Genomic DNA, 20,105 nt, shown 5'->3' with positions numbered 1-20,105 from the left:
GGGATACTGAGGACTCCTATGTTTGCCTATATTCTCAGACGTCTGCTGCTGATGATTCCGACTCTGGTCGGCGTCGTCACGGTGACGTTCTTCGTCACGCAGTTCGTGCCTGGCGGCCCGGTGGAGCAGATGATTACCCAGCTGCGTCACGGCCAGGCCAATCACGGCGGCGACGGCGGCGGCGGTGGCGGCGGCGGTTATCACGCGAGCCAGGGTGTCGATCCGCAGCAGATCGCGCAGATCAAGAAGCAGTTCGGCTTCGACAAGCCGCCGCTTACACGCTATTTCTTGATGCTGAAAGCCTACGCGACGTTCGATCTCGGGCAGTCGTACTTTCAGCACGAGAGCGTGTGGGAGGTCATCAAATCGAAGCTGCCGGTGTCGATCTCGCTCGGGCTCTGGACGATCGTGCTGACCTACGCGGTCTCGGTGCCGCTCGGGATCGCGAAAGCCGTGCGCAACGGATCCCGCTTCGATGCAGTGTCGAGCGTGCTCGTGCTGATCGGCTATGCGATTCCGGGCTTCGTGCTGGGCGTGCTGCTGTTGATGCTGTTCGGCGGCGGCACGTTCTGGGATGTGTTCCCGATGCGCGGCTTGACGTCCGATAACTTCGACGACCTGACCGCGATCGGCAAGTTGCTCGACTACCTGTGGCACATGGTGCTGCCGGTCACGGCGTCGGTGGTAGGCAATTTCGCGATCGTGACGATCCTCACGAAGAACACGTTCCTCGAGGAGATCGGCCGGCAATACGTGTTGACGGCACGCGCCAAAGGCGCGCCCGAGCGCGACGTGCTGTGGAAGCACGTGCTGCGCAATGCCGCGATTCCGTTGCTGACTGGCCTGCCCGCGGCTTTCGTGGGTGCTTTTCTGAACGGCAACTTGCTGATCGAGACGCTGTTTTCGCTCGACGGCATGGGCCAGCTTTCGTACGACTCGGTGATACGCCGCGACTACCCCGTGGTGCTCGGCTCGCTGTTCCTGTTCACCTTGATCGGCCTCGTAACCAAACTGATTGCTGACGTCTGCTATGTCCTCGTCGACCCCCGCATCCAATTCGACCGCATGGACCGCTAAGCCGGCCCTCGTGCCGGTAGCGTCGATCTCGCCATGGCGGCGCACGTGGCTGCGCTTCAAGAGCCAGCGGCTCGGCTATTGGAGCTTGGTCATCTTCGTCTCGCTGTTCGCGATCAGCTTGATCGGCGAGGTACTGTGCAACGACAAGCCGCTCGTCGTTCGCTACCAAGGCCACTACTACTTTCCGATCGCGAAGGAATACCCCGAGACGCAGTTCGGCGGCGATTTCCCGGCGAAGACGAACTATCTCGATCCGTATATCCGCTCGCATATCGAATCGAACGGCAACTTCGCGATCTATCCGCCGAATCACAACTACTACGACACGATCGACTACTTCGCCGTGCGGCCGTTCCCGGCGCCGCCGTCCGCATCGAATTGGCTCGGAACCGACCAATTCGGCCGCGACGTGCTGTCACGCCTGCTCTACGGCTTCCGCGTGTCGGTGCTGATGGCGCTGGCGCTGACGATCTCCGGGGTCTTCTTCGGGGTCTTGAGCGGTGCGCTGCAGGGCTTTTACGGCGGCAAGACCGATTTGATCGGGCAGCGGCTCGTCGAGATCTGGAGTTCGATGCCCGATCTCTATCTGCTGATCATCTTCGCGTCGATCTTCGAGCCCACGCTTTGGCTGCTGTTCATCCTGCTGTCGATGTTCGGCTGGCTCGTGCTGTCGGATTACGTGCGCGCCGAATTCCTGCGCAACCGTTCGCTCGACTACGTGAAAGCCGCGCGGACGATGGGGCTCTCGAATTGGCAGATCATTTGGCGCCACGTGCTGCCCAACAGTTTGACGCCCGTCATCACGTTCCTGCCGTTCCGCATGAGCGCGGCGATTCTGTCGCTCACGAGTCTCGACTTCCTCGGTCTCGGGGTGCCTCCGCCCACGCCGAGCCTCGGCGAGCTGCTGCAGGAAGGCAAGAACAACCTCGACGCCTGGTGGATTTCGGTGTCGGCCTTCGCGGCGCTCGTGGTGACGCTGCTGCTGCTGACGTTCATGGGCGATGCGCTGCGCAACGCACTCGACACGCGCAATCGCGGCTCCGCTTTCGGAGGGGCGAAATGATGCCTACGAGTCCTTTGCTCAGTATCGAGAATCTGTCGATCAGCTTCGGCGCCAAGAAATGCGTCAATGAATTGAATTTGGCGGTGGCGCGCGGCGAGCGCGTCGCGCTCGTCGGCGAATCGGGATCGGGCAAGAGCCTGACGGCGCTGTCGATCCTGCGCCTCCTGGAACATGCGACCACCTCGGGCCGCATCGTCTTCGAAGGCGAGGACCTGCTGGCGAAGACGGAGCAGCAGATGCGCGGCATTCGCGGCGCGGATATCGCGATGGTGTTCCAAGAGCCGATGACGGCGCTCAATCCGCTCTACACCGTCGGCAAGCAAATCGCCGAAAGCCTGCGTCTGCATGAGGGGCTGCGGCCGAACGCGGCACGCGCGCGCGGCATCGAATTGCTGCGCCGTACCGGCATCCCCGAGCCCGAGCGCCGCATCGACAGCTTTCCTCATCAGCTTTCGGGCGGACAACGCCAGCGCGCGATGATCGCGATGGCGCTGGCGTGCCGGCCGCGCTTACTGCTGGCCGACGAGCCGACGACGGCGCTCGACGTGACCGTGCGCCAGCAGATCGTCGATCTGTTGATCGAACTGCAGGAGCAGGAGGCCGCCGATCGCGGCATGGCCGTGCTCTTGATCACGCACGATCTGAATCTCGTGCGGCGGTTCGCGCAGCGCGTCGCCGTGATGGAGAAGGGCGTGCTCGTCGAAACGAACACGACCGAAGCGCTGTTTGCGAATCCGCAGCACCCCTATACGAAACGGCTGCTCGATAGCGAGCCGCGGCGTTGTGTCGATCCGGTGCCCGCCGAGTCGAACAATGTGCTTGAAATCCGGGGCTTGGCTGTCGACTATCGGATGAGCGCGAAAGGACTGCGCTCATTGTTCGGCAGTGCCAAGTTCCGTGCGCTGCAGGACGTCGATTTGACGTTGCGGCGCGGCGAGACGGTGGGGATCGTCGGCGAATCGGGCTCAGGCAAATCGACGCTGGCCTCGACGGTGCTCGGGCTGCAGCGCGCGGCGGCCGGCGAGATCCGCGTGGGCGGTCGTCCGCTCGCGAGCTATCGTTCGTCGAGCGCCGAATGGTGCGCGCTGTGCGCGCGGATGCAGGTCGTGTTTCAGGATCCGTTCGGCTCGCTTTCGCCGCGCATGACGGTCGAGCAGATCGTCGGCGAGGGCCTGCGCGTGCACAAGCCCAAGCTCGGCGCGAACGAACGGGGCCATCGCGTGGTCGAATTGCTCGAGGAAGTCGGGCTGCCCGCCGATGCGCTGCTGCGTTACCCGCACGAGTTCTCGGGCGGCCAGCGCCAGCGTATTGCGATCGCGCGCGCACTGGCGGTGGAGCCCGAGTTGCTCGTGCTCGACGAGCCGACGAGCGCGCTCGACGTCTCCGTGCAGCAGCAAGTGCTGGCGCTCCTCACGCGCCTGCAAAAGAAGTATGGGCTTAGCTACCTGTTCATCACGCACGATCTCGCGGTCATGTGGGCGATGGCGCATCGCGTCGTCGTGATGAAATCGGGCCGCATCGTCGAGTCGGGCGATACGCTCGATGTTTTGCACGCGCCAAGCCATCCCTATACGCAATCGCTGCTCGCGGCATCGATGCAGGTGCCCGAGGCGGACGCAAACGAGGCTATTGCATGATCGATGAGCGCTGGTCGCGTTCGGCGGCGGCCCTAAGCAGCGATGCCGAGTTCTGGTCGCTTCGTATCGTCGACGATCGCTCCGACGAACACACGGTGCGCAACGATGTCGCGCAGCCGTTCAGGACGGTCCGCGATCGAGGCGCGCTGCTGACGGCGTGGTGCGGCGCCGGTGCCGGTTATGCGGCGACCGCGGATTTGTCGGCCGCCGGCCTGCAATCCGCGCTCGATCTCGCTGCCGCGCGCGCCCGCGCGGCGGCGGCCGTGACGCTCGTGGACCATCGAAGCGCACCGCGGCCCGCCGCGAGCGGCAGCTACGTCTCGCCGAATGCCGAGGCCGCGTTGCCTTCGCGCGGCGAATGGATCGAACGGCTGGCAAAGGAATGCGCAGCCGCGGCGATCGATGGGCGCGTCGTCGAGCGTACGGCCAGTATGCGGGTCGCGCATAGCGATCAGCTCTACGTCACGAGCGACGGCATCCGCATCGAGCAGCGGTTCCGCTACCTCATGCCGCAAATGACGGTTGTCGCGCACGAAAGCGGCGACACGCAGGTGCGCACGCTCGGCGGATTCCAAGCCTTGCTCGCGCAGGGCGGGATGGAGATTCTCGCGCGCTATCGCTTCGACGGTTCCGGTGCGCGGGTGGCCGACGAAGCGCTGCAACTGCTTGCCGCGCCAAATTGCCCGTCCGGCGTTCGCGATCTGCTATTGATGCCCGATCAGATGATGCTGCAGATCCACGAGTCGATCGGCCATCCGCTCGAACTCGACCGCATCTTGGGCGATGAACGCAACTTCGCGGGCTGGAGCTTCGTGACGCCCGATATGTTCGGGAGCTACCGCTACGGATCGGAATTGCTGAACGTGACGTTCGATCCGTCGCTGCGCGAGCAAGCCGCCTCCTACGCTTTCGACGACGAAGGGACCGAGGCGCGCAAACAGTATCTGATCCGAGACGGCGTGCTCGAGCGTCCGCTGGGTGGCACGCTGTCACAGCGGCGCGCGCAGCTTCCGGGCGTGGCCAATTCGCGTTCGTCGAATTGGAACCGCGCACCGATCGACCGCATGGCGAACCTGAACATCGAGCCGGGTACGAGTTCGCTCGCGGACATGATCGCCGGCATCGAGCGCGGGATCCTCATGCGCACGAACACGTCGTGGTCGATCGACGATCGCCGCAACAAATTTCAATTCGGCTGCGAGTTCGGGCAATTGATCGAGAACGGCAAACTCACGCACGTCGTCAAACAGCCGAATTATCGCGGTGTGTCGGCCAGCTTTTGGCGCAGCCTGAAAGCGGTCGGCGACGACACGACGCGCGAAACGTACGGCACGCCGCTGTGCGGCAAGGGCGAGCCCGCGCAGATCATTCACGTCGGCCACGCGTCGCCGGCGTGCCTGTTCGCCGACGTCGACGTATTCGGGGGAGAGTGATGGCGACATTCGATTGGAAGCGCCATTTCAGCGCGCTGGCCGATGCCGTCGAGCAATTGCGCGAAGGCAGCGAGGTGACGTTGCTGTCGCTTTCCGCTGAGCACTCCGAGTTCATCCGCTTCAACCAGGCGAAGGTCCGGCAAATCGGCAGCGTTTTGCAGGGCAAACTGACGCTGCGCCTCATCGACGGCGCGCGCCAGGCGTACTCGACGATGACCGTAGCCGGCCGGTTGGATGCCGATCTGGACGAAGCCGCGCAGGCACTGGCGATGCTGCGCGAGAGCTTGCGCGACGCTCCCGAAGATCCTCACCTATTGTTCGGGCAATCGCCCTGGTCGCAATCTACTCAGCGCACGGGCTGTCTGCCGGACCCGCAGGCGCTTGTGCGGACGGTGGCCGAGCGTGCGCGCGGGCTCGATTTCGTCGGGTTCTATGCGGGCGGCGCGATATCGCGCGGCTTCGCTTCATCCACCGGCAGCCGGGGCTGGTACGAAGTCGATAACTTCAACTTCAGCTGGTCGCTCTACGATCGCAGCGGGCGCGCGATCAAGAGCGAATATGCGGGCGATGCGTGGGACGACGCGGTATTCGCCCATAAGCTCGAGGAGGCGGCGTCGAGATTGCCGATTCTCGCGCGTACCCCGCGCGTGCTGACGCCCGGGCGGTATCGCACCTATCTGGCGCCGTCCGCGTTGGGCGAGCTGATCGCAATGGTCGCGTACGAAGGTTTTTCGGCGCGTCAGCAAGCGACGTCGCGCAGCGCCCTCTACAAGCTCCATACGGGCGAGGCGGCGTTCGATCCTCGCGTCACGCTGACCGAGGATCTCGATCTCGGGATTACGCCGGGTTTCAATGCCGACGGCTATCTGCGCGAAAGCGTGCCGCTCGTGGCGAACGGGCGTGGCGCCGAGCGGCTGACCGATGCGCGCAGTGCTCGCGAGTACGGCTTGACGCCGAACGGGGCGATCGCGGAAGAAGCCACTTCGTCGCTGGCGATGAACGGCGGCGATCTGCATGCGGGCGACGTCTTGGCCGCGCTCGATACTGGCCTTTACGTCGGCAACCTCTGGTACGTCAACTTTTCGGATCGCATGCATTGCCGGATGACGGGCATGACGCGCTTCGCGACGTTCTGGGTGGAGAACGGCCGGATCGTGGCGCCCGTCGAGGCGATGCGCTTCGACGATAGCCTTTATCGCCTGCTTGGCGATCAGCTTGAACGGCTCGACGCCGAGCCCGAACTGTTACTCAACGATTCCACATGGGGCGAGCGAGCCACCGGCGGAATGAAATTGCCGGGGGCGCTCGCGAAGTCGTTCGAACTCACGCTCTGATCTAACCTGACGGTATCGGATGAAAAGAAATACAACAATAAAACTCGGGATTGGAGTGGTGCGGCGCGCGGTGCCATCGTGCGCCGGCAACTCACGCGCGGCTTGTGCGCGGCGGGGGTGAGCACGTGCCTTCATTTTTCATCGATCGGCCCGTCTTTGCCTGGATCGTCGCACTCGCCATCATCCTCGCGGGCGCGCTCGCGCTGCCGATGCTGCCCGTGGCGCAGTATCCGCGCCTCGCGCCGCCGCGGGTCATCATTGCCGCCGAATATCCCGGCGCGTCGGCCGAGGAAGTCGACAGCAACGTCGCGAGCTTGATCGAGCAGAGCCTCGATGGCGCCGATGGTCTCCAGTACTACGAAACGACGAGCGATGCGCTCGGCGAACTCGAAATCGACGTCACGTTCGCGCCGGGAACGAATCCGGACTTGGCGATGGTCGACGTGCAGAACCGCTTGAAGCAGATCGAGCCGCGTTTGCCGCAGCAAGTCGTGCAGCAGGGCATCAGCGTGTTCAAGGCGGCGAACACGTTTCTGATGCTCGTGACGCTCGTGTCGACGGACGGTACGCGCGATTCGACCGCGCTCAGCGATTATCTGAACCGATTCCTGCTGCGCGAACTGAAGCGCACGCCGGGCGTGGGTTCGGCCCAGCTATGGGATGCCGACCGCGCGATGCGAATCTGGCTCGATCCAATGAAGCTGCGCGAATATAACCTCTCGCCGGCCGACGTGGATGCGGCGATCCAAGCGCAGAACGCGACGGTGACGGCGGGGGCGATCGGCGATGCGCCGGCGGTGAAGGGACAGGCGATCACCGCGTCCGTGGACGTGCACGGTCAGTTGCGGACGCCCGAAGAGTTTGCCGCGATCGTGCTCAAAGCGCAGCCCGACGGCTCCGTCGTGCGGCTTGGCGACGTCGCGCGTGTCGAACTCGGCGCCGATAGCTATACGTTCTGGTCACGCTTGAACGGCAAGACCGCCGCGACGGTCGGCATCCAGTTGGGGCCGCTCGGCAATGCGCTAGCCACGTCCAATGCGATTCACAAGCGGATCGCCGAGTTGTCGAAGACGTTGCCGCCCGGCATCGCCGTGAAAATCCCCTTCGACGGCGCGCATTTCGTGAAGATCGCCATCAGCGAAGTCGTGCTGACGCTCATCGAAGCGATCGTGCTCGTCTTTTGCGTGATGTGGCTGTTCCTGCGCGATTTGCGCTACACGCTCGTGCCGACGGTCGTGATTCCCGTTGCGTTGATGGGCGCGTTCGCGGCGATGCATGTGTTCGGGCTCTCCATCAACGTCTTCACGCTGTTCGGGCTCGTGCTCGCGATCGGCATCCTGGTGGACGATGCGATCGTTGTCGTCGAGAACATCGAGCGCATCATGCGCGACGAAGGGCTTTCGCCGAGAGATGCCACCCGCAAAGCGATGTCGCAGATCGGCGGCGCGATCGTCGGCGTCACGGCCGTACTGACGGCCGTGTTCGTCCCGATGGCGTTCTTCAGCGGCGGCGTGGGCGGCATCTATCGGCAGTTCTCGATCGCGATGATCGCGGCGATTCTCGTGTCGGCCTTCATGGCGCTATCTCTGGCGCCCGCGCTTTGCGCGAATCTGCTCAAGGCTCCCACGGACGACGAGCACCCGGGATCGGGGCTCGCGGGGCGGTTCCTGGCGGGCTTCGAGCATGCTTCTCACGGCTATCGGGGTTTCGTTTCGAGATTGCTTCGGTCTCCTAAGCGGGTATTCGCCGTGCATGTCGCGCTGATCGGCGCGGGGGCGCTGATGTATGCCTCGCTGCCAGGCGGCTTCTTACCCACCGAAGACCAAGGGCAGCTTCAGGTCATGGTGCAGTTGCCGCCCGGCGCGTCGCAGCAGCGCACGTATGCCGTGGTGCGCCAGGTCGAAGACATCCTGCACAAGGAAAGCGCGATCGCGAACGTGACGACCGTGATCGGCTGGAGCTTTGCGGGCAGCGGCCAGAACGTCGGGATGGCGTTCATCGATTTGAAGGATTGGTCGCATCGGAGCATGGGCGCGCTGGCGTTGCGCGACAAGCTCAATGCATCGTTCGGGAAGATTCGCGACGGCGAAGTGATCGCCCAATTGCCGCCCTCGGTACCGGGCCTGGGCCACGCCGAAGGGTTTACGTTCCACCTGGAGAATCGCGGCGGCATGAGCCGGGCGGACTTCAATGCGGCGCGCGAACGCTTACTGGAAATGGCAAAGAAGAGCCCGGTGCTGGCCGACGTGCATTCGGAAACGCTGCCCGATGCGCCGCGCGTCGTTCTCGATATCGATCGCGCGAAAGCGTATGCGATGAACGTGTCGTTCGAGGCGATCCAAGCGACGCTCGGCAGCACGTTCGGTACGTCGTATGTCGACGACTATCCCGCGCCGGGACGCATGCTTCGTGTCCTGGTCGCGGCGGATTCGCCCACGCGTATGACCGATGCGGATCTGCTCGAGCTGTCGGTTCCCAATACGCTCGGCAAGATGGTGCCGTTCTCGGCTTTCGCGTCGTTGAAGTGGTCGCGCGGGCCGATCATGCTTTCCCGCTACAACGGCTATCCGTCGCTCGACGTGACGGGGCGTGCCGCGGACGGCTACAGCTCGGGCGCGGCGATGGCGGAGATGGAACGGCTCGCCGCGCAACTGCCGGAGGGGACGTCGTACGACTGGGCCGATGCCGCGCTCGCCGAAACACAGGCGGCCCGACAGACGCCGTTATTGATCGGTTTGTCTCTGCTCGCGGTGTTCATGGCGCTTGCTGCGCTTTATGAAAGCTGGACGATTCCGCTGTCCGTGCTGATCGTCGTGCCGCTGGGCATGATCGGTTCCGTCGCGGCCATGCTCCTGCGCGGGTTGCCGAACGACATCTACTTCAAGATCGGGCTCGTGACAGTCATCGGTCTCGCCGGTAAGAATGCGATTCTGATCGTGCAGTTCGCGCGCGATGCGCAGGCGCGCGGGGCGGGGCTCGTCGATTCGATCGTCCAGGCGTGTGCGATGCGGTTCCGGCCGATCGTCATGACGTCGGCGGCGTTCTTGCTCGGTGTCGTGCCGCTTGTATTCTCGAGCGGCGGCGGCGCGGAAAGCCGTCATTCGATCGGCACCGGCGTATTCGGCGGCGTGATCGCGGCGACGGTGCTGGGGCTCGTCTTCACGCCGGTGGCGTTCTACGTCGTCATGCGTGCGACTCGGCGGCGCTCGGCACGGGGGGCGAAACCCACGGGCGGTGCGGGAGGCGCGAAGGGCGAGCGCGTGGTCGATCCGGAAACGGAGCCTTCGTGAAAGACGCGATGGGACGGCACCGGAAGACTTACGAGCGCGGCGCGTGGCTCGAGGATGAGCGCACGAGTTCGACCGTGCTTGGACCGAAGATTCGGTCGCTTCGGCAGCGGCTGTCGCTGACGCTCGATGAAGTGGCCACGAGCGCCGGCATTTCGGCGCCGTTTCTGTCGCAGGTTGAGCGCGGGCTTGCTCGCCCTTCGGTGACGACGCTGATGGCGATCGCGCGCGTGCTCGGCGTCAAGATTCAATATCTGCTCGATGCGCCGCGCGAAGAGCGGTACGTCGCGCGCGGCGATCGGTTGACGTTCTTCGGTTTCGCCGATGCCGACAACCGGTTTGCGCGTTTGACGCAAGTGACCGAGGGCGGACGGATGGAGGCGCTGCTCGTGCGAATTCCGGCGGGGCAGAAGCTGGACGAGATCGCGGCGCGTGCGGGGGAGCAGTTCTGGTATGTGCTGTCCGGGACGGTGACGCTAACGCTGGAAGGCAAGACGTATGTTTTTCGCGAAGGGGATTCGGCGCACTACGAATCGACCGATGCGCACCATTGGCATAACACGGGTGACCGCGATGCTTTGCTGATGTGGGTGGGGACGCCGAGTTTGTTGTAGGGCGGCTTTTGCGGCTAAGCGCCGTCGACTTAGATGCCCCGCCGTGCGGAGAGGCTGAGCGTTCTACGACACATTGCAACTACAACGGCGGCAGCGGCGAGCGATCCGATCGTAACAATGGACCAAAGCGTCGCCAGCCGAACACCTTCTGCCAGCATGGCACTGCATAGCAGCGGACCCTCCAGCAAGACATGGGCAAATAGAGCGGCATAGAACACGGGCCAGTTCTTGCCCAGCCCCTCGAAGACACCGCTATAGACTAGGAAACAGCAATTCGCTGCGCTGACCGGGACCATGAACCAAAGATAGGTTTCGGCTGACCCCGCAGAGAAATTGTTGCCCGTGAAAGTATTGACTAGAGGCGCGGCCAGCAGTGCCAGCGCAACGGAGATGAGCCCCGCGATCAAGATGGCCCGTACCGCAAATCCTGGTAGGGCTGATTTGATGATCGCGATTCTGCCTGCGCCGGCGAACTGGCCGACTGTGATCGATACGCCGGCGGCAACGCCAAAGTTCACCATGTAGACGAAACCGAATAGCCGGTTGGCTATGCTAAGCCCGTCGCTGACTGCGGCGGAGTGACGTGCGACGATTGTGACAACTGTGGCTTGTTCGAGATTGGCAATCAGCATAACGCCGCCCACCGGTAGACCGATGAGAATCAGATCCGATATCACCGCCTTGTTGATCCCGGATCCGCAGCTTTGACGGATCGCTGCACCATAGCGTCCGCAGAGCAATGCCAGAAAGGCGGTCGCCAGAACAATAGCCTGCGCGAGAACGGTTGCCCAGGCCGCGCCGGCGATACCCAATGCAGGAAATCCCAGGTAGCCGAAGGTCAACGCCGGCACTAGGCAGAAATTGAGCAGGAAGGCGGCAAGCGACAGGCTGGCACCGAGCGCAGCCTGGCCGCTAATGCGCAATGCCGTCATTATGGTCGAATAAATCGGAACGATGATGAGAGACGGCCAGATCACGCAGGCGTAGCCGGTTGCATAGATCTTGACGGTCACATCCTCGAGCCAGTTAAGGCCATAGCGCACATAGAGAATGAACGTCGCGACAAAAAGCAGTCCGAGGACGAGTTTCAGAATGACAATCAACCAGAAGAGCCGGCCGAACTCCCCCAGCTTCCCACGTCCATCTGCCTGGGACATCATGGCCACGGAGCCCACGCCGACGATTTCATTGAGCGCCATCACCACATAGATGATCGCCGTAATCAGAGAAAGCGCCGTGGCTGCCCCCGTGCCGAGCCTTGCCACCCAGAACGTGTCGACCAGTTGAAACGAATAATCGACCGCATAGCTCAGCACTGAAAATAAGCCGATGTGGGCGGCATCTTGCTGGAAGCGCTCCTTAAGAGGCGTGCCCTGCAGGCTATCAAGTGGCGAGGTGAGGTCCTGCACGCTCATTGGAAGGTTTCGATTGGTGGGGGGCTATCCGTAAGTGCGCAGCCATTCTTATTAAACAAAAACCCATTTCATACCTATCGCCCACGCTAGGTAGATGAAAATCTTGCTCTCATTCCAAGGTTGGTGTCGCGCCGTTTGCCTTGGCGTATGCAGCGCGCGTCAGCAAATTGGCCGAGCGGCCGAGCGGCATGCCGGCGAGCGCGCCCCAGACAGCAAACGAAAGGATTATGAAAGAATAATTCGTGCTCCAGGAGGCGTGCACGGCCAGCGCATAGTGCATCACGACCTCGGCAAAGAACGACAGCAGCAGCGTGACCAGCAGGCTCGGATCGCCGGGCAGCCGGATCTTCAACCCGGTCGGGCTCAAATGGAATTGAATCCGCCAACGGCCGGCTTGTTGCCAGCCGAGCACGGCACCGCACGCGAGCGTGGCAAAAGCGACGGCTTGCGCCGACACATTCGCATCGGGGAACAGGCGATGGAGACTCGTCGCGCCGAGTGCGAGGAAGACAAGCGGGAACACGAGCGTGCGTTCCGGGCGAACCGTGCGTGGGAAGCAGCGTCGAGCACCTAGGTAGACTAGTACGCAGGCCGTCACATAGACGTAGGTCGGAATGTAAGACATGGCGGATCGCTCCTTCGGTTTGTCACGCGACTACAGCAACTGCACGATGCAATGGGGTACGCGAGAGACGTCACGCAGTGTATTGATGTGCTACACGCCGATGCGTGGCATGCGACGAGCGGCATTAGGCGGCGATGCGCGGTGTTGAGCGGCGACGAACGAGCGCATTCGGCGGCCCGTGAGCGCGGCCCCCACGAGATCTCGGGGTGATGGATGCGGACGAGAAAATGCGCTGCGGTGCTTTAATGCGGTAGAGGCGGACCAATTACCGAATGCGCCTATCGTCGGGCGAATTCGGGCGCTATACTCTGTGCCGCAATTCGATTGCCCGATAGCCAGCTTCATCTTTCCTCCGCTGATGAATCGGGGGAAATATAAACAGCCCTCATTCGGAATATGGAAAAGAAAGAGCGTGGCCAACTGCGCCGATTGATACCCATGCGCGGGCCGAACGCACCGTACATGCGCATGGCCTTGGTGCCCCTCTCGCTCGCCGTCGTGCTCGCGTGCGGCGGCTGCGCCGTGGGTCCCGATTTCAAATCTCCCGCCGCGCCGCTCGCGAAAAGCCTCACGCCCGAGCCGCTGCCGGATCAGACCCAAGCCACGCCCGTCGCGGGCGGCGCGGCTCAACGCTTCGATCCTGCCGCACAATTGCCGTCGCAATGGTGGACGGCGTATGGATCGGATCGGCTCGATCGGCTCGTGTCGGAAGCATTCGCCAATAGTCCGACGATCGCTTCGGCGCAAGCGGCATTGCGTGTGGCGCAGGAACAAGTCAACGCACAGCGGGGCTCGCTGTTTCCCTCGGTTAGCGGCACCGCCGGCGTTACGCGACAAAAGCTGAATGGCGCGGAGGAAGGTTTCCCGCAGGCAGGGAGTTTTCTCTTTACGCTGTACAACACGTCGGTGAGCTTGTCATACGATTTCGACGTATTCGGCGGCGTTCGGCGCGGTATCGAGGCGCAAGAAGCGGGGCGCGATGCGCAGCGCGAGGAATTGCAGGCGACCTATCAAACGCTGGCGGCCAATGTCGTGACGACGTCCGTGCTCGAAGCATCGCTGCGCGCGCAGATCGAAGCCACGCGCGAACTAGTCGCATCGGCCCAGCACGAAGTTGATCTTAGCCGGCAAGATTTCGAACTGGGCGGCGCGGCGCGTTCCGACGTTTTATCGGCGGAATCGAACCTGGCATCGGTGCAGGCGACGCTGCCGCCGCTGCGGCAACAGCTTGCCGCAGCGCGCAGTCAGCTCGCGGTCTATCTCGGCCAGGCGCCGAGCGAAATCGACGAAGGGCAATTCGATCTCGCTTCGCTGCAATTACCGGTCGACATTCCCCTGATGGTGCCCTCCGATATCGTGCGTCAGCGTCCCGACATCCGGCGCGCGCAGGACCAGTTGCATCAAGCGAGCGCCCAGATCGGCGTCGCGACGGCGGACATGCTGCCGAAGATCGGCCTGACCGGAAATTTCGGCGATTCCTCGGTGTCGCTGAGTTCGCTTTTCTCGAGCAACGTGTTTTCGCTGGCGGGCAATATCACGCAGCCGTTGTTCCAGGGCGGTGCGTTGAATGCGAAACGCCGCGCGGCCATCGCTTCTTACGATCAAGCACTAGCGCAATACCGGCAGACGGTATTGCTCGCGTTCAAGAACGTCTCCGACTCGCTGCGCGCGCTCGACACCGATGCGCAGACGCTGGCCGCGCAGTACCGCGCGCAGACGGCAGCGGCCGATAGCTTGCATCTGATCGAGCAGCGCTTCGGCCTCGGCGGTGCGGATCACCTCGATTTGCTCGTCGCGCAGCAGCAGTATCAGCGCTCGCGCATTGCTTACGTCCAGGCGCTGGCCGCACGCTATCAAGATACGGCCGCGTTGTTCCTTGCATTGGGCGGCGATTGGAAGGAAATTCATTAGATGACGGATAAATCGGAGTTGTTGCGGCAGTTGCGGATCGAACGCGACGAGCGGCCTGCGCAAACGGCGTCTACGCGGCGCTGGTGGTGGCTCGCGGTGCTGCTCGTCTTGCTGATTCTGCTCGCGGCCGGCGCATTCCTGACGCTGCATAAGGCCTTGCCGGCGGTGCAATCCGCGGTGGCCACGCCGGCGGCGACCGGCCCCGGCGCCGAAAGCGACACATCGATCCTCGATGCGTCGGGTTACGTCGTCGCGCGCCGGCAGGCGACGGTGTCCGCGAAGATCACGGGCAAGCTGGATCAGCTGTTCATCGAGGAGGGCGTTCACGTCAAGGAGGGCGACGTCGTCGCGAAGCTCGACGATACGAACGCGTCGGCCGCACTGGTCCAAGCGAAAGCGGGCGTGACGCAGGCGGAAAGCACGGTGACGCAGGCCAAGGAGGCGGCGGCCGACATCACGCCGATTTACGAGCGCGATCGAAAGCTTGCCGCCGCCGGCGTCATCAGCGCGACCGCGCTCGATCAGAGCAAGGCGAGCTACGATCAGAAGCAGACCGACGTCGCTGTGGCGCAAGGCAATTTGGCCGTGCGCCGCGCGGCGCTCGAGGTCGCGCAGCGCGATTTCGACGATACGATCGTGCGCGCGCCGTTCACTGGCGTCGTGACAAGCAAGAATGCGCAGCCCGGTGAAATCGTGTCGCCGTTGTCGGCCGGCGGCGGCTTTACGCGTAGCGGAATCTGCACGCTCGTCGACATGGATTCGCTCGAGGTCGAGATCGACGTCAGCGAAAACTTCATTAGCCGCGTGCAAGCGGGCGAGCCCGCGACCCTCAAGCTCAACGCGTATCCCGACTGGGCGATTCCCGCGTACGTCATCGCGGTGGTGCCGACGGCCGATCGCAGCAAGGCCACGGTCAAAGTGCGCGTGGGCTTCAAGTCACGCGATCCGCGCATCCTGCCCGAGATGGGCGCGCGCGTTTCGTTCCTGAGCCCTGCGCAAAAGGGGAACGGTCCCGCGCACGCGGGTGGCGTCACGCTGCCTTTGGGCGCCGTACAGGCGGACACCGATGCGGCGACGGGTGTCGTTTATGTGCTGCACGACGATACGGTCGAGCGCCGCGAGGTCAAGCTCGGGGCGCGCGGTACCGACACGCAGACCGTGATCGCTGGGGTATCGCCGGGCGAGCACGTGGCCGTCGGCGATCTGGCGAAGCTTTCCGACGGCGCGCATGTGAAGGTCGTCCAACGCTGAATTTATCAATCTATCAATCTTATCGATCTTATTGAGCTTAACGATCTCATTGACCCGATCGGCAACGCCGGACCTGCTACTTGCCACTTGAAAACGAGATCGAACGAGGAGCAACGCAAATGACTGCCATGGTGTCCCTCAAGAATGTCGTCAAGACGTATACGCGCGGCAAGCAAACGGTGGAAGTGCTGCACCATCTCGATCTGCAAGTGGCCGAGGGCGATTTCGTCGCGCTCATGGGGCCGTCGGGATCGGGCAAGACGACGGTCCTCAATCTGATCGGCGGGATCGATCATCCGACGAGCGGCGAGCTCGTGGTTGCCGGCGAGCGGATCGATCAATTGAAAGGCGGTGCGCTCGCGCGGTGGCGCTCGAACAACGTCGGCTTCGTCTTCCAGTTCTATAACTTGATGCCGATGCTCAGCGCCGAGCGCAACGTCGAGCTCCCGCTCCTGCTGACGTCGCTCGGCAAGAGCGAACGGATGAAGCGTGTGCGTGTGGCGCTGACCATCGTTGGGCTGGACGACCGTGCCAAGCACAAGCCGTCGGAACTGTCGGGCGGCCAGGCGCAGCGTGTGGCGATCGCGCGGGCACTCGTTTCCGATCCGAAGCTGCTCGTTTGCGACGAACCCACGGGCGATCTCGACCGCACCACGGCCGACGATATTCTGCACTTGCTGCAAGTGCTCAATCGCGATTACGGCAAGACGATCGTCATGGTGACGCACGATCAGAAGGCGGCCGATTTCGCGACGCATACGCTGCATCTCGACAAGGGCCGCTTCGTCGAAGAGCGGCAACGGACCGAGGCGTGAGGCGAGGGCCTAGACGATGAAATTCATTCCGCTGATATGGGCGATGCTCTGGCGCAAGAAGGTGCGCACGTCGCTGACGCTGCTGTCCATCCTGATCGCGTTCCTGCTGTTCGGCATGCTGCAGGGCGTGAACTCGGCGTTCAAGGAAACGATCGAACGCTCGAACGTCAATCGTCTCGTGGTCACGAACCGGATCTCGATCACGGAAAGCCTGCCGTACGCCTACATGCAGCAGATCGAGGCGTTGCCGGGCGTCGAGCGGGTATCGCACGAATCGTGGTTCGGGCCGTATTACCAGGACCCAAAGAACTTCGTCGCCGCCTTCCCCGTCGAGCCCGAGCGCGAGTTTCCCGCGCATCCCGAGTATCAAGTCCCGAAAGATCAGTTGGCTGCGCTCGAGAACACGCGTGACGGTGCGATCGTGGGCGCCGATCTGGCGAAGAAATACGGCTGGAAGATCGGCGATCACATCCCGCTGCATTCGACGATCTGGGTGAAGGCGGCCGACGGCAATTCCGATTGGGACTTCACCATCGTCGGGCTCTACCAAGACCCGGCCGACCGCTCGCGTGAAGACGCCATGTTCTTTAACTACAAGTATTTCGACGAAGCGCGAAGCTTCGCGAAGGGTACGGTCGGCTGGTACATCGTCGTGGTCAAGGATCCGTCGCAATCGGCTCAGGTAGCGCAGGAAATCGACCGGCATTTCGCCAACTCGCCCGACGAGACGAAGACGCAAACCGAGAAGGAGTTTCAGCAGTCCTTCATGAAGCAGATCGGTGACATCAATCTGATCGTCACGTACATCCTGTTCGCCGTGTTCTTTGCCTTGCTGTTCGCGGTGGGCAGCACCGTCATGCAAGCCGTGCGCGAGCAGGTACCGGAGCTTGCCGTGCTCAAGACGCTTGGCTTCAGCGACACGCGCATGCTGGTGCTGGTGCTAGTGCAATCGCTGACGCTGTGCGTCGTCGCGGCACTGCTGGGTCTGGGGCTTGCCGATTTGCTGTTCCCGGCGCTGCGTAGCACGCTCGGTGTCGTGACGCTGCCCGCGGCCGTGATCGTCGAGGGCGTGCTGATGTCCGCGCTGCTCGCCGTGGCGACCGGCATCGTTCCGGCTTGGCGTGCCAAGCGGCTCGTCATCGTGGAGGCCCTGCGCTCATGATCAAGCAAATCGTTGCAGTGACGTCGATGAATCTGCGCAGCCTGCCGCAGCGGATCAGCACGGCGTGGGTCATCGTGATCGGCATCGCCGTGACGGTGGCCGTCATGGTGTCGGTGCTCGCGATGGCGACCGGTTTTCAGCACACGCTGAAGGGCACGGCGCGTGCCGATCGGGCGATCGTGCTGCGTGCCGGTTCTCAGGCCGAACTCGAGAGCACGATCGACCGCGCGAACGCGCAGACGATCATGGATGCGCCCGGCGTGCGCAAAGACGCAGCGGGGCGGCCGATCGCGTCGGCCGATGCGGTCGTGATCGTTTCGCTGCCGCAGAAGAAGGACGGTGCCGATGCCAATGTCACGCTGCGCGGCGTCGGCCCGAATGCGATGAAGCTGCGGCCGGAGGAGCATCTGATCGCCGGCCGAATGTTCCGTCCCGCCGTGCGCGAGCTAATTGTCGGGAAGTCGGCCGTCGCTCAGTTCAAGGGGCTCGAGCTTGGCAGCCACATTGCGTTCCGTAACTCCGACTGGACCGTCGTTGGCATTTTCGAAAGCGGCGGCGATGCGCATGAATCGGAATTGCAGGGCGACGTGGAGACCGTGCTGTCGGCCTATCGCCGCAACGGCTTTCAGTCCGTGACGGTGATGCTCGATTCGGCCTCCGCGTTCGACCGATTCAAGGGGGCGTTGACGACCGATCCTACGCTGAAGGTGGGGGTGCAGCGCGAGATCGACTATTACGCGGCGCAATCGCGCAATCTCTCGAAGCTGCTCAATCTGCTGGCTTATTTCGTCGGCGGCATCATGGCGTTGGGGGCGTGTTTCGGCGCGCTGAACACGATGTATACGGCGGTTTCGACGCGCACGCGCGAGATTGCCACGCTGAGGGCGATCGGCTTCAGCGGCGCACCGATTGTCATTTCGGTGCTGGTTGAATCGCTGCTGCTGGCGATTGCCGGAAGCTTGATCGGATCGGCTGCCGCTTGGGTGTTCTTCGACGGCAACACGGTCAACACGCTCGGCGCGGGATTCTCGCAGGTCGTGTTCCATTTGACCGTGACGGCTTCGCTGCTCGTATCGGGCGTTTTCGTCGCCTGCACGATCGGCATGCTCGGCGGGCTGCTGCCGGCGATTCGCGCAGCGCGTTTGCCGATCGCGACGGCGTTGCGGGCGCTTTGAAGTAAGCGTCCGCCGCGGTCATGCGAATCAAGGCGCGATTCGGTTGCATCGGTAGCCGCGTGCGGCGTAGCGTTCATCGCGCTCGGGGGCCGTTCGTCGCGAAAGGCGGCCGCTCGTCGCAGGTTTTGTTTGCGCCCGGCGAGACGGTGTAAAGTCCGCGCATCGTCGGTAACCATTTTCGACGCCGCCGAAACACCAGACAATGCGCAGCGAGTTCAATCCATTCATCGAATCGAACGCCAGGCGGTCGCGGCTCCGCCCCCGCGAAGCTAGCCGTGGCGCGAGGATCGCCGGCGGCCTCATTTCGCTGCTTTGGCTCGTCGCTTTTTGCTGCATCGTCAGCGTCGGCCTGTGGACGGCGCGCCGCAACGAGCCGTTGCTCCACTATCTCGTCGTCGGAAACGGCATCGGCCTGAGCGCATCGGGGCTCGGCTGGCTGTTCGATCGGTTAGGAGGAACTCGGTTCGGCCCGTTGCTGAAGATCCCGTTGATCGCCCCGCTGAGCGTCATCATCGGGGTCGAGATTGCGGCCTATACGGTCGGCGGTGTACCGCACCTGATCGGTCGTTCCAGCGTCGACGTCTGGCTCAGCTATGGTCCGTCGTTCGTTATCGCCGGCATTGCGTGCGCGTTTGCCGTCGCCGCGACCCAGGCGCTGCGCATGCGCGCCTCGCTCGAGACGCAGCGCCGCGAGGCGGCCGAGCTGCGGCAGTCGGAGACGGCGGCGCATCTTGCGCTTCTGCAAGCGCAGATCGAGCCGCATTTTCTGTTCAACACGCTGGCGAACGTACAAAGCTTGATCGAGCGCGATCCGAAGCGGGCCGCGTCGATGCTCGACAGCCTCAATCGCTATTTGCGGGGGAGCTTGAAGCGCACGCGCGAGGTTGCGTCGACGATCAAGGACGAATTGGAACTTGTGGAGGCGTTGCTCAATATCGCGGCGATTCGCCTCGGTGACCGGCTGTCCTATACGATCGACGTGCCCGAGCCGCTCCGTCAACTTACGCTCGCTCCGTTGCTGTTGCAGCCGCTTGTAGAAAACGCGTTGCTGCATGGCATCGAGCCGTCGATCGAGGGTGGGCGGATTCGCATCGTCGGTCGCTTGGAGGGCGATACGTTGACGCTCGAGGTGATTGATACGGGCGTTGGCCTCGGCCAAGGTCCGAAGTTGCACGGCGGCGTGGGGCTTGCGAATGTGCGCGGGCGCCTCGCTTCGTTGTACGGCGAACGTGGGCGCGTGTCCGTCGCGGCGAACGCCGACGCCACGCGGGGCGTGACCGCGAGATTGTCGATTCCGATTCGCTGA

General features: G+C 63.2%; 15 protein-coding genes. 13 read left to right on the top strand and 2 right to left on the bottom strand.

All coding sequences use genetic code 11. The annotated features are described in order from the left end of the window. The first annotated feature begins 18 nt into the window (after positions 1-18). The 7 genes from DWV00_RS02840 to DWV00_RS02810 all read left to right on the top strand — a co-directional run bounded on the left by DWV00_RS02840 (position 19) and on the right by DWV00_RS02810 (position 10,445). Complete coding sequence (locus DWV00_RS02840; RefSeq protein WP_115531978.1) at positions 19-1,077, top strand: microcin C ABC transporter permease YejB; 1,059 nt, start codon at positions 19-21, stop codon at positions 1,075-1,077. After that, positions 1,031-2,140, top strand: coding sequence for an ABC transporter permease (locus DWV00_RS02835; RefSeq protein ID WP_115531977.1), 1,110 nt, complete (start codon positions 1,031-1,033; stop codon positions 2,138-2,140). The genes DWV00_RS02840 and DWV00_RS02835 overlap by 47 nt, the downstream gene beginning before the upstream one ends. Next, positions 2,137-3,777, top strand: coding sequence for an ABC transporter ATP-binding protein (locus DWV00_RS02830; protein WP_115531976.1), 1,641 nt, complete (start codon positions 2,137-2,139; stop codon positions 3,775-3,777). Before DWV00_RS02835 ends, DWV00_RS02830 begins: the two co-directional genes overlap by 4 nt. After that, the gene (locus DWV00_RS02825; protein ID WP_115531975.1) at positions 3,774-5,210 is read left to right on the top strand and encodes a TldD/PmbA family protein; all 1,437 of its coding nucleotides are present in this window, start codon (positions 3,774-3,776) and stop codon (positions 5,208-5,210) included. The genes DWV00_RS02830 and DWV00_RS02825 overlap by 4 nt, the downstream gene beginning before the upstream one ends. Continuing rightward, a complete protein-coding gene (locus DWV00_RS02820; RefSeq protein WP_115531974.1) occupies positions 5,210-6,544 on the top strand; it encodes a TldD/PmbA family protein in 1,335 nt (444 codons plus the stop codon). Before DWV00_RS02825 ends, DWV00_RS02820 begins: the two co-directional genes overlap by 1 nt. A 125-nt stretch (positions 6,545-6,669) precedes the next feature. Next, positions 6,670-9,834 carry a multidrug efflux RND transporter permease subunit gene (locus DWV00_RS02815; protein ID WP_115532249.1) on the top strand — a complete coding sequence of 1,055 codons (3,165 nt, stop codon included), beginning with the start codon at positions 6,670-6,672 and terminating at the stop codon, positions 9,832-9,834. Positions 9,835-9,842: 8 nt separating this feature from the next. Then, positions 9,843-10,445 (top strand): helix-turn-helix domain-containing protein, encoded by a 603-nt coding sequence (locus DWV00_RS02810; protein ID WP_115531973.1) that lies wholly within the window; start codon positions 9,843-9,845, stop codon positions 10,443-10,445. A 29-nt stretch (positions 10,446-10,474) separates the two neighbouring features. Here the strand turns inward: DWV00_RS02810 and DWV00_RS02805 are convergent, their stop codons facing one another. After that, on the bottom strand, positions 10,475-11,860 hold the full coding sequence (locus DWV00_RS02805) for an MATE family efflux transporter (RefSeq protein ID WP_115531972.1): 1,386 nt from the start codon (positions 11,858-11,860) through the stop codon (positions 10,475-10,477). A 109-nt stretch (positions 11,861-11,969) separates the two neighbouring features. Continuing rightward, positions 11,970-12,485 carry a hypothetical protein gene (locus tag DWV00_RS02800; RefSeq protein ID WP_115531971.1) on the bottom strand — a complete coding sequence of 172 codons (516 nt, stop codon included), beginning with the start codon at positions 12,483-12,485 and terminating at the stop codon, positions 11,970-11,972. A 462-nt stretch (positions 12,486-12,947) separates the two neighbouring features. Between DWV00_RS02800 and DWV00_RS02795 the strand changes: the two genes are divergently transcribed. The 6 genes from DWV00_RS02795 (at position 12,948) to DWV00_RS02770 (ending at position 20,105) form a co-directional block, all read left to right on the top strand. Beyond that, positions 12,948-14,396 (top strand): efflux transporter outer membrane subunit, encoded by a 1,449-nt coding sequence (locus DWV00_RS02795; protein ID WP_115532248.1) that lies wholly within the window; start codon positions 12,948-12,950, stop codon positions 14,394-14,396. Next, on the top strand, positions 14,397-15,647 hold the full coding sequence (locus DWV00_RS02790) for an efflux RND transporter periplasmic adaptor subunit (protein ID WP_115531970.1): 1,251 nt from the start codon (positions 14,397-14,399) through the stop codon (positions 15,645-15,647). 119 nt (positions 15,648-15,766) lie between these two features. Continuing rightward, positions 15,767-16,462, top strand: coding sequence for an ABC transporter ATP-binding protein (locus tag DWV00_RS02785; protein WP_115531969.1), 696 nt, complete (start codon positions 15,767-15,769; stop codon positions 16,460-16,462). A gap of 16 nt (positions 16,463-16,478) precedes the next feature. Further along, positions 16,479-17,624, top strand: coding sequence for an ABC transporter permease (locus DWV00_RS02780; protein ID WP_115531968.1), 1,146 nt, complete (start codon positions 16,479-16,481; stop codon positions 17,622-17,624). After that, positions 17,621-18,799, top strand: a complete 1,179-nt coding sequence (locus DWV00_RS02775; RefSeq protein WP_115531967.1) for an ABC transporter permease — start codon at positions 17,621-17,623, stop codon at positions 18,797-18,799. Before DWV00_RS02780 ends, DWV00_RS02775 begins: the two co-directional genes overlap by 4 nt. Before the next feature lie 202 nt (positions 18,800-19,001). Next, entirely contained in the window at positions 19,002-20,105 is a 1,104-nt protein-coding gene (locus tag DWV00_RS02770) for a sensor histidine kinase (protein ID WP_115531966.1), read from the top strand.

The sequence above is a fragment of the Trinickia dinghuensis genome (genome assembly GCF_003367175.1).
Classification (GTDB): domain Bacteria; phylum Pseudomonadota; class Gammaproteobacteria; order Burkholderiales; family Burkholderiaceae; genus Trinickia; species Trinickia dinghuensis.
This window is presented reverse-complemented; position numbering and strand designations above follow the sequence as displayed.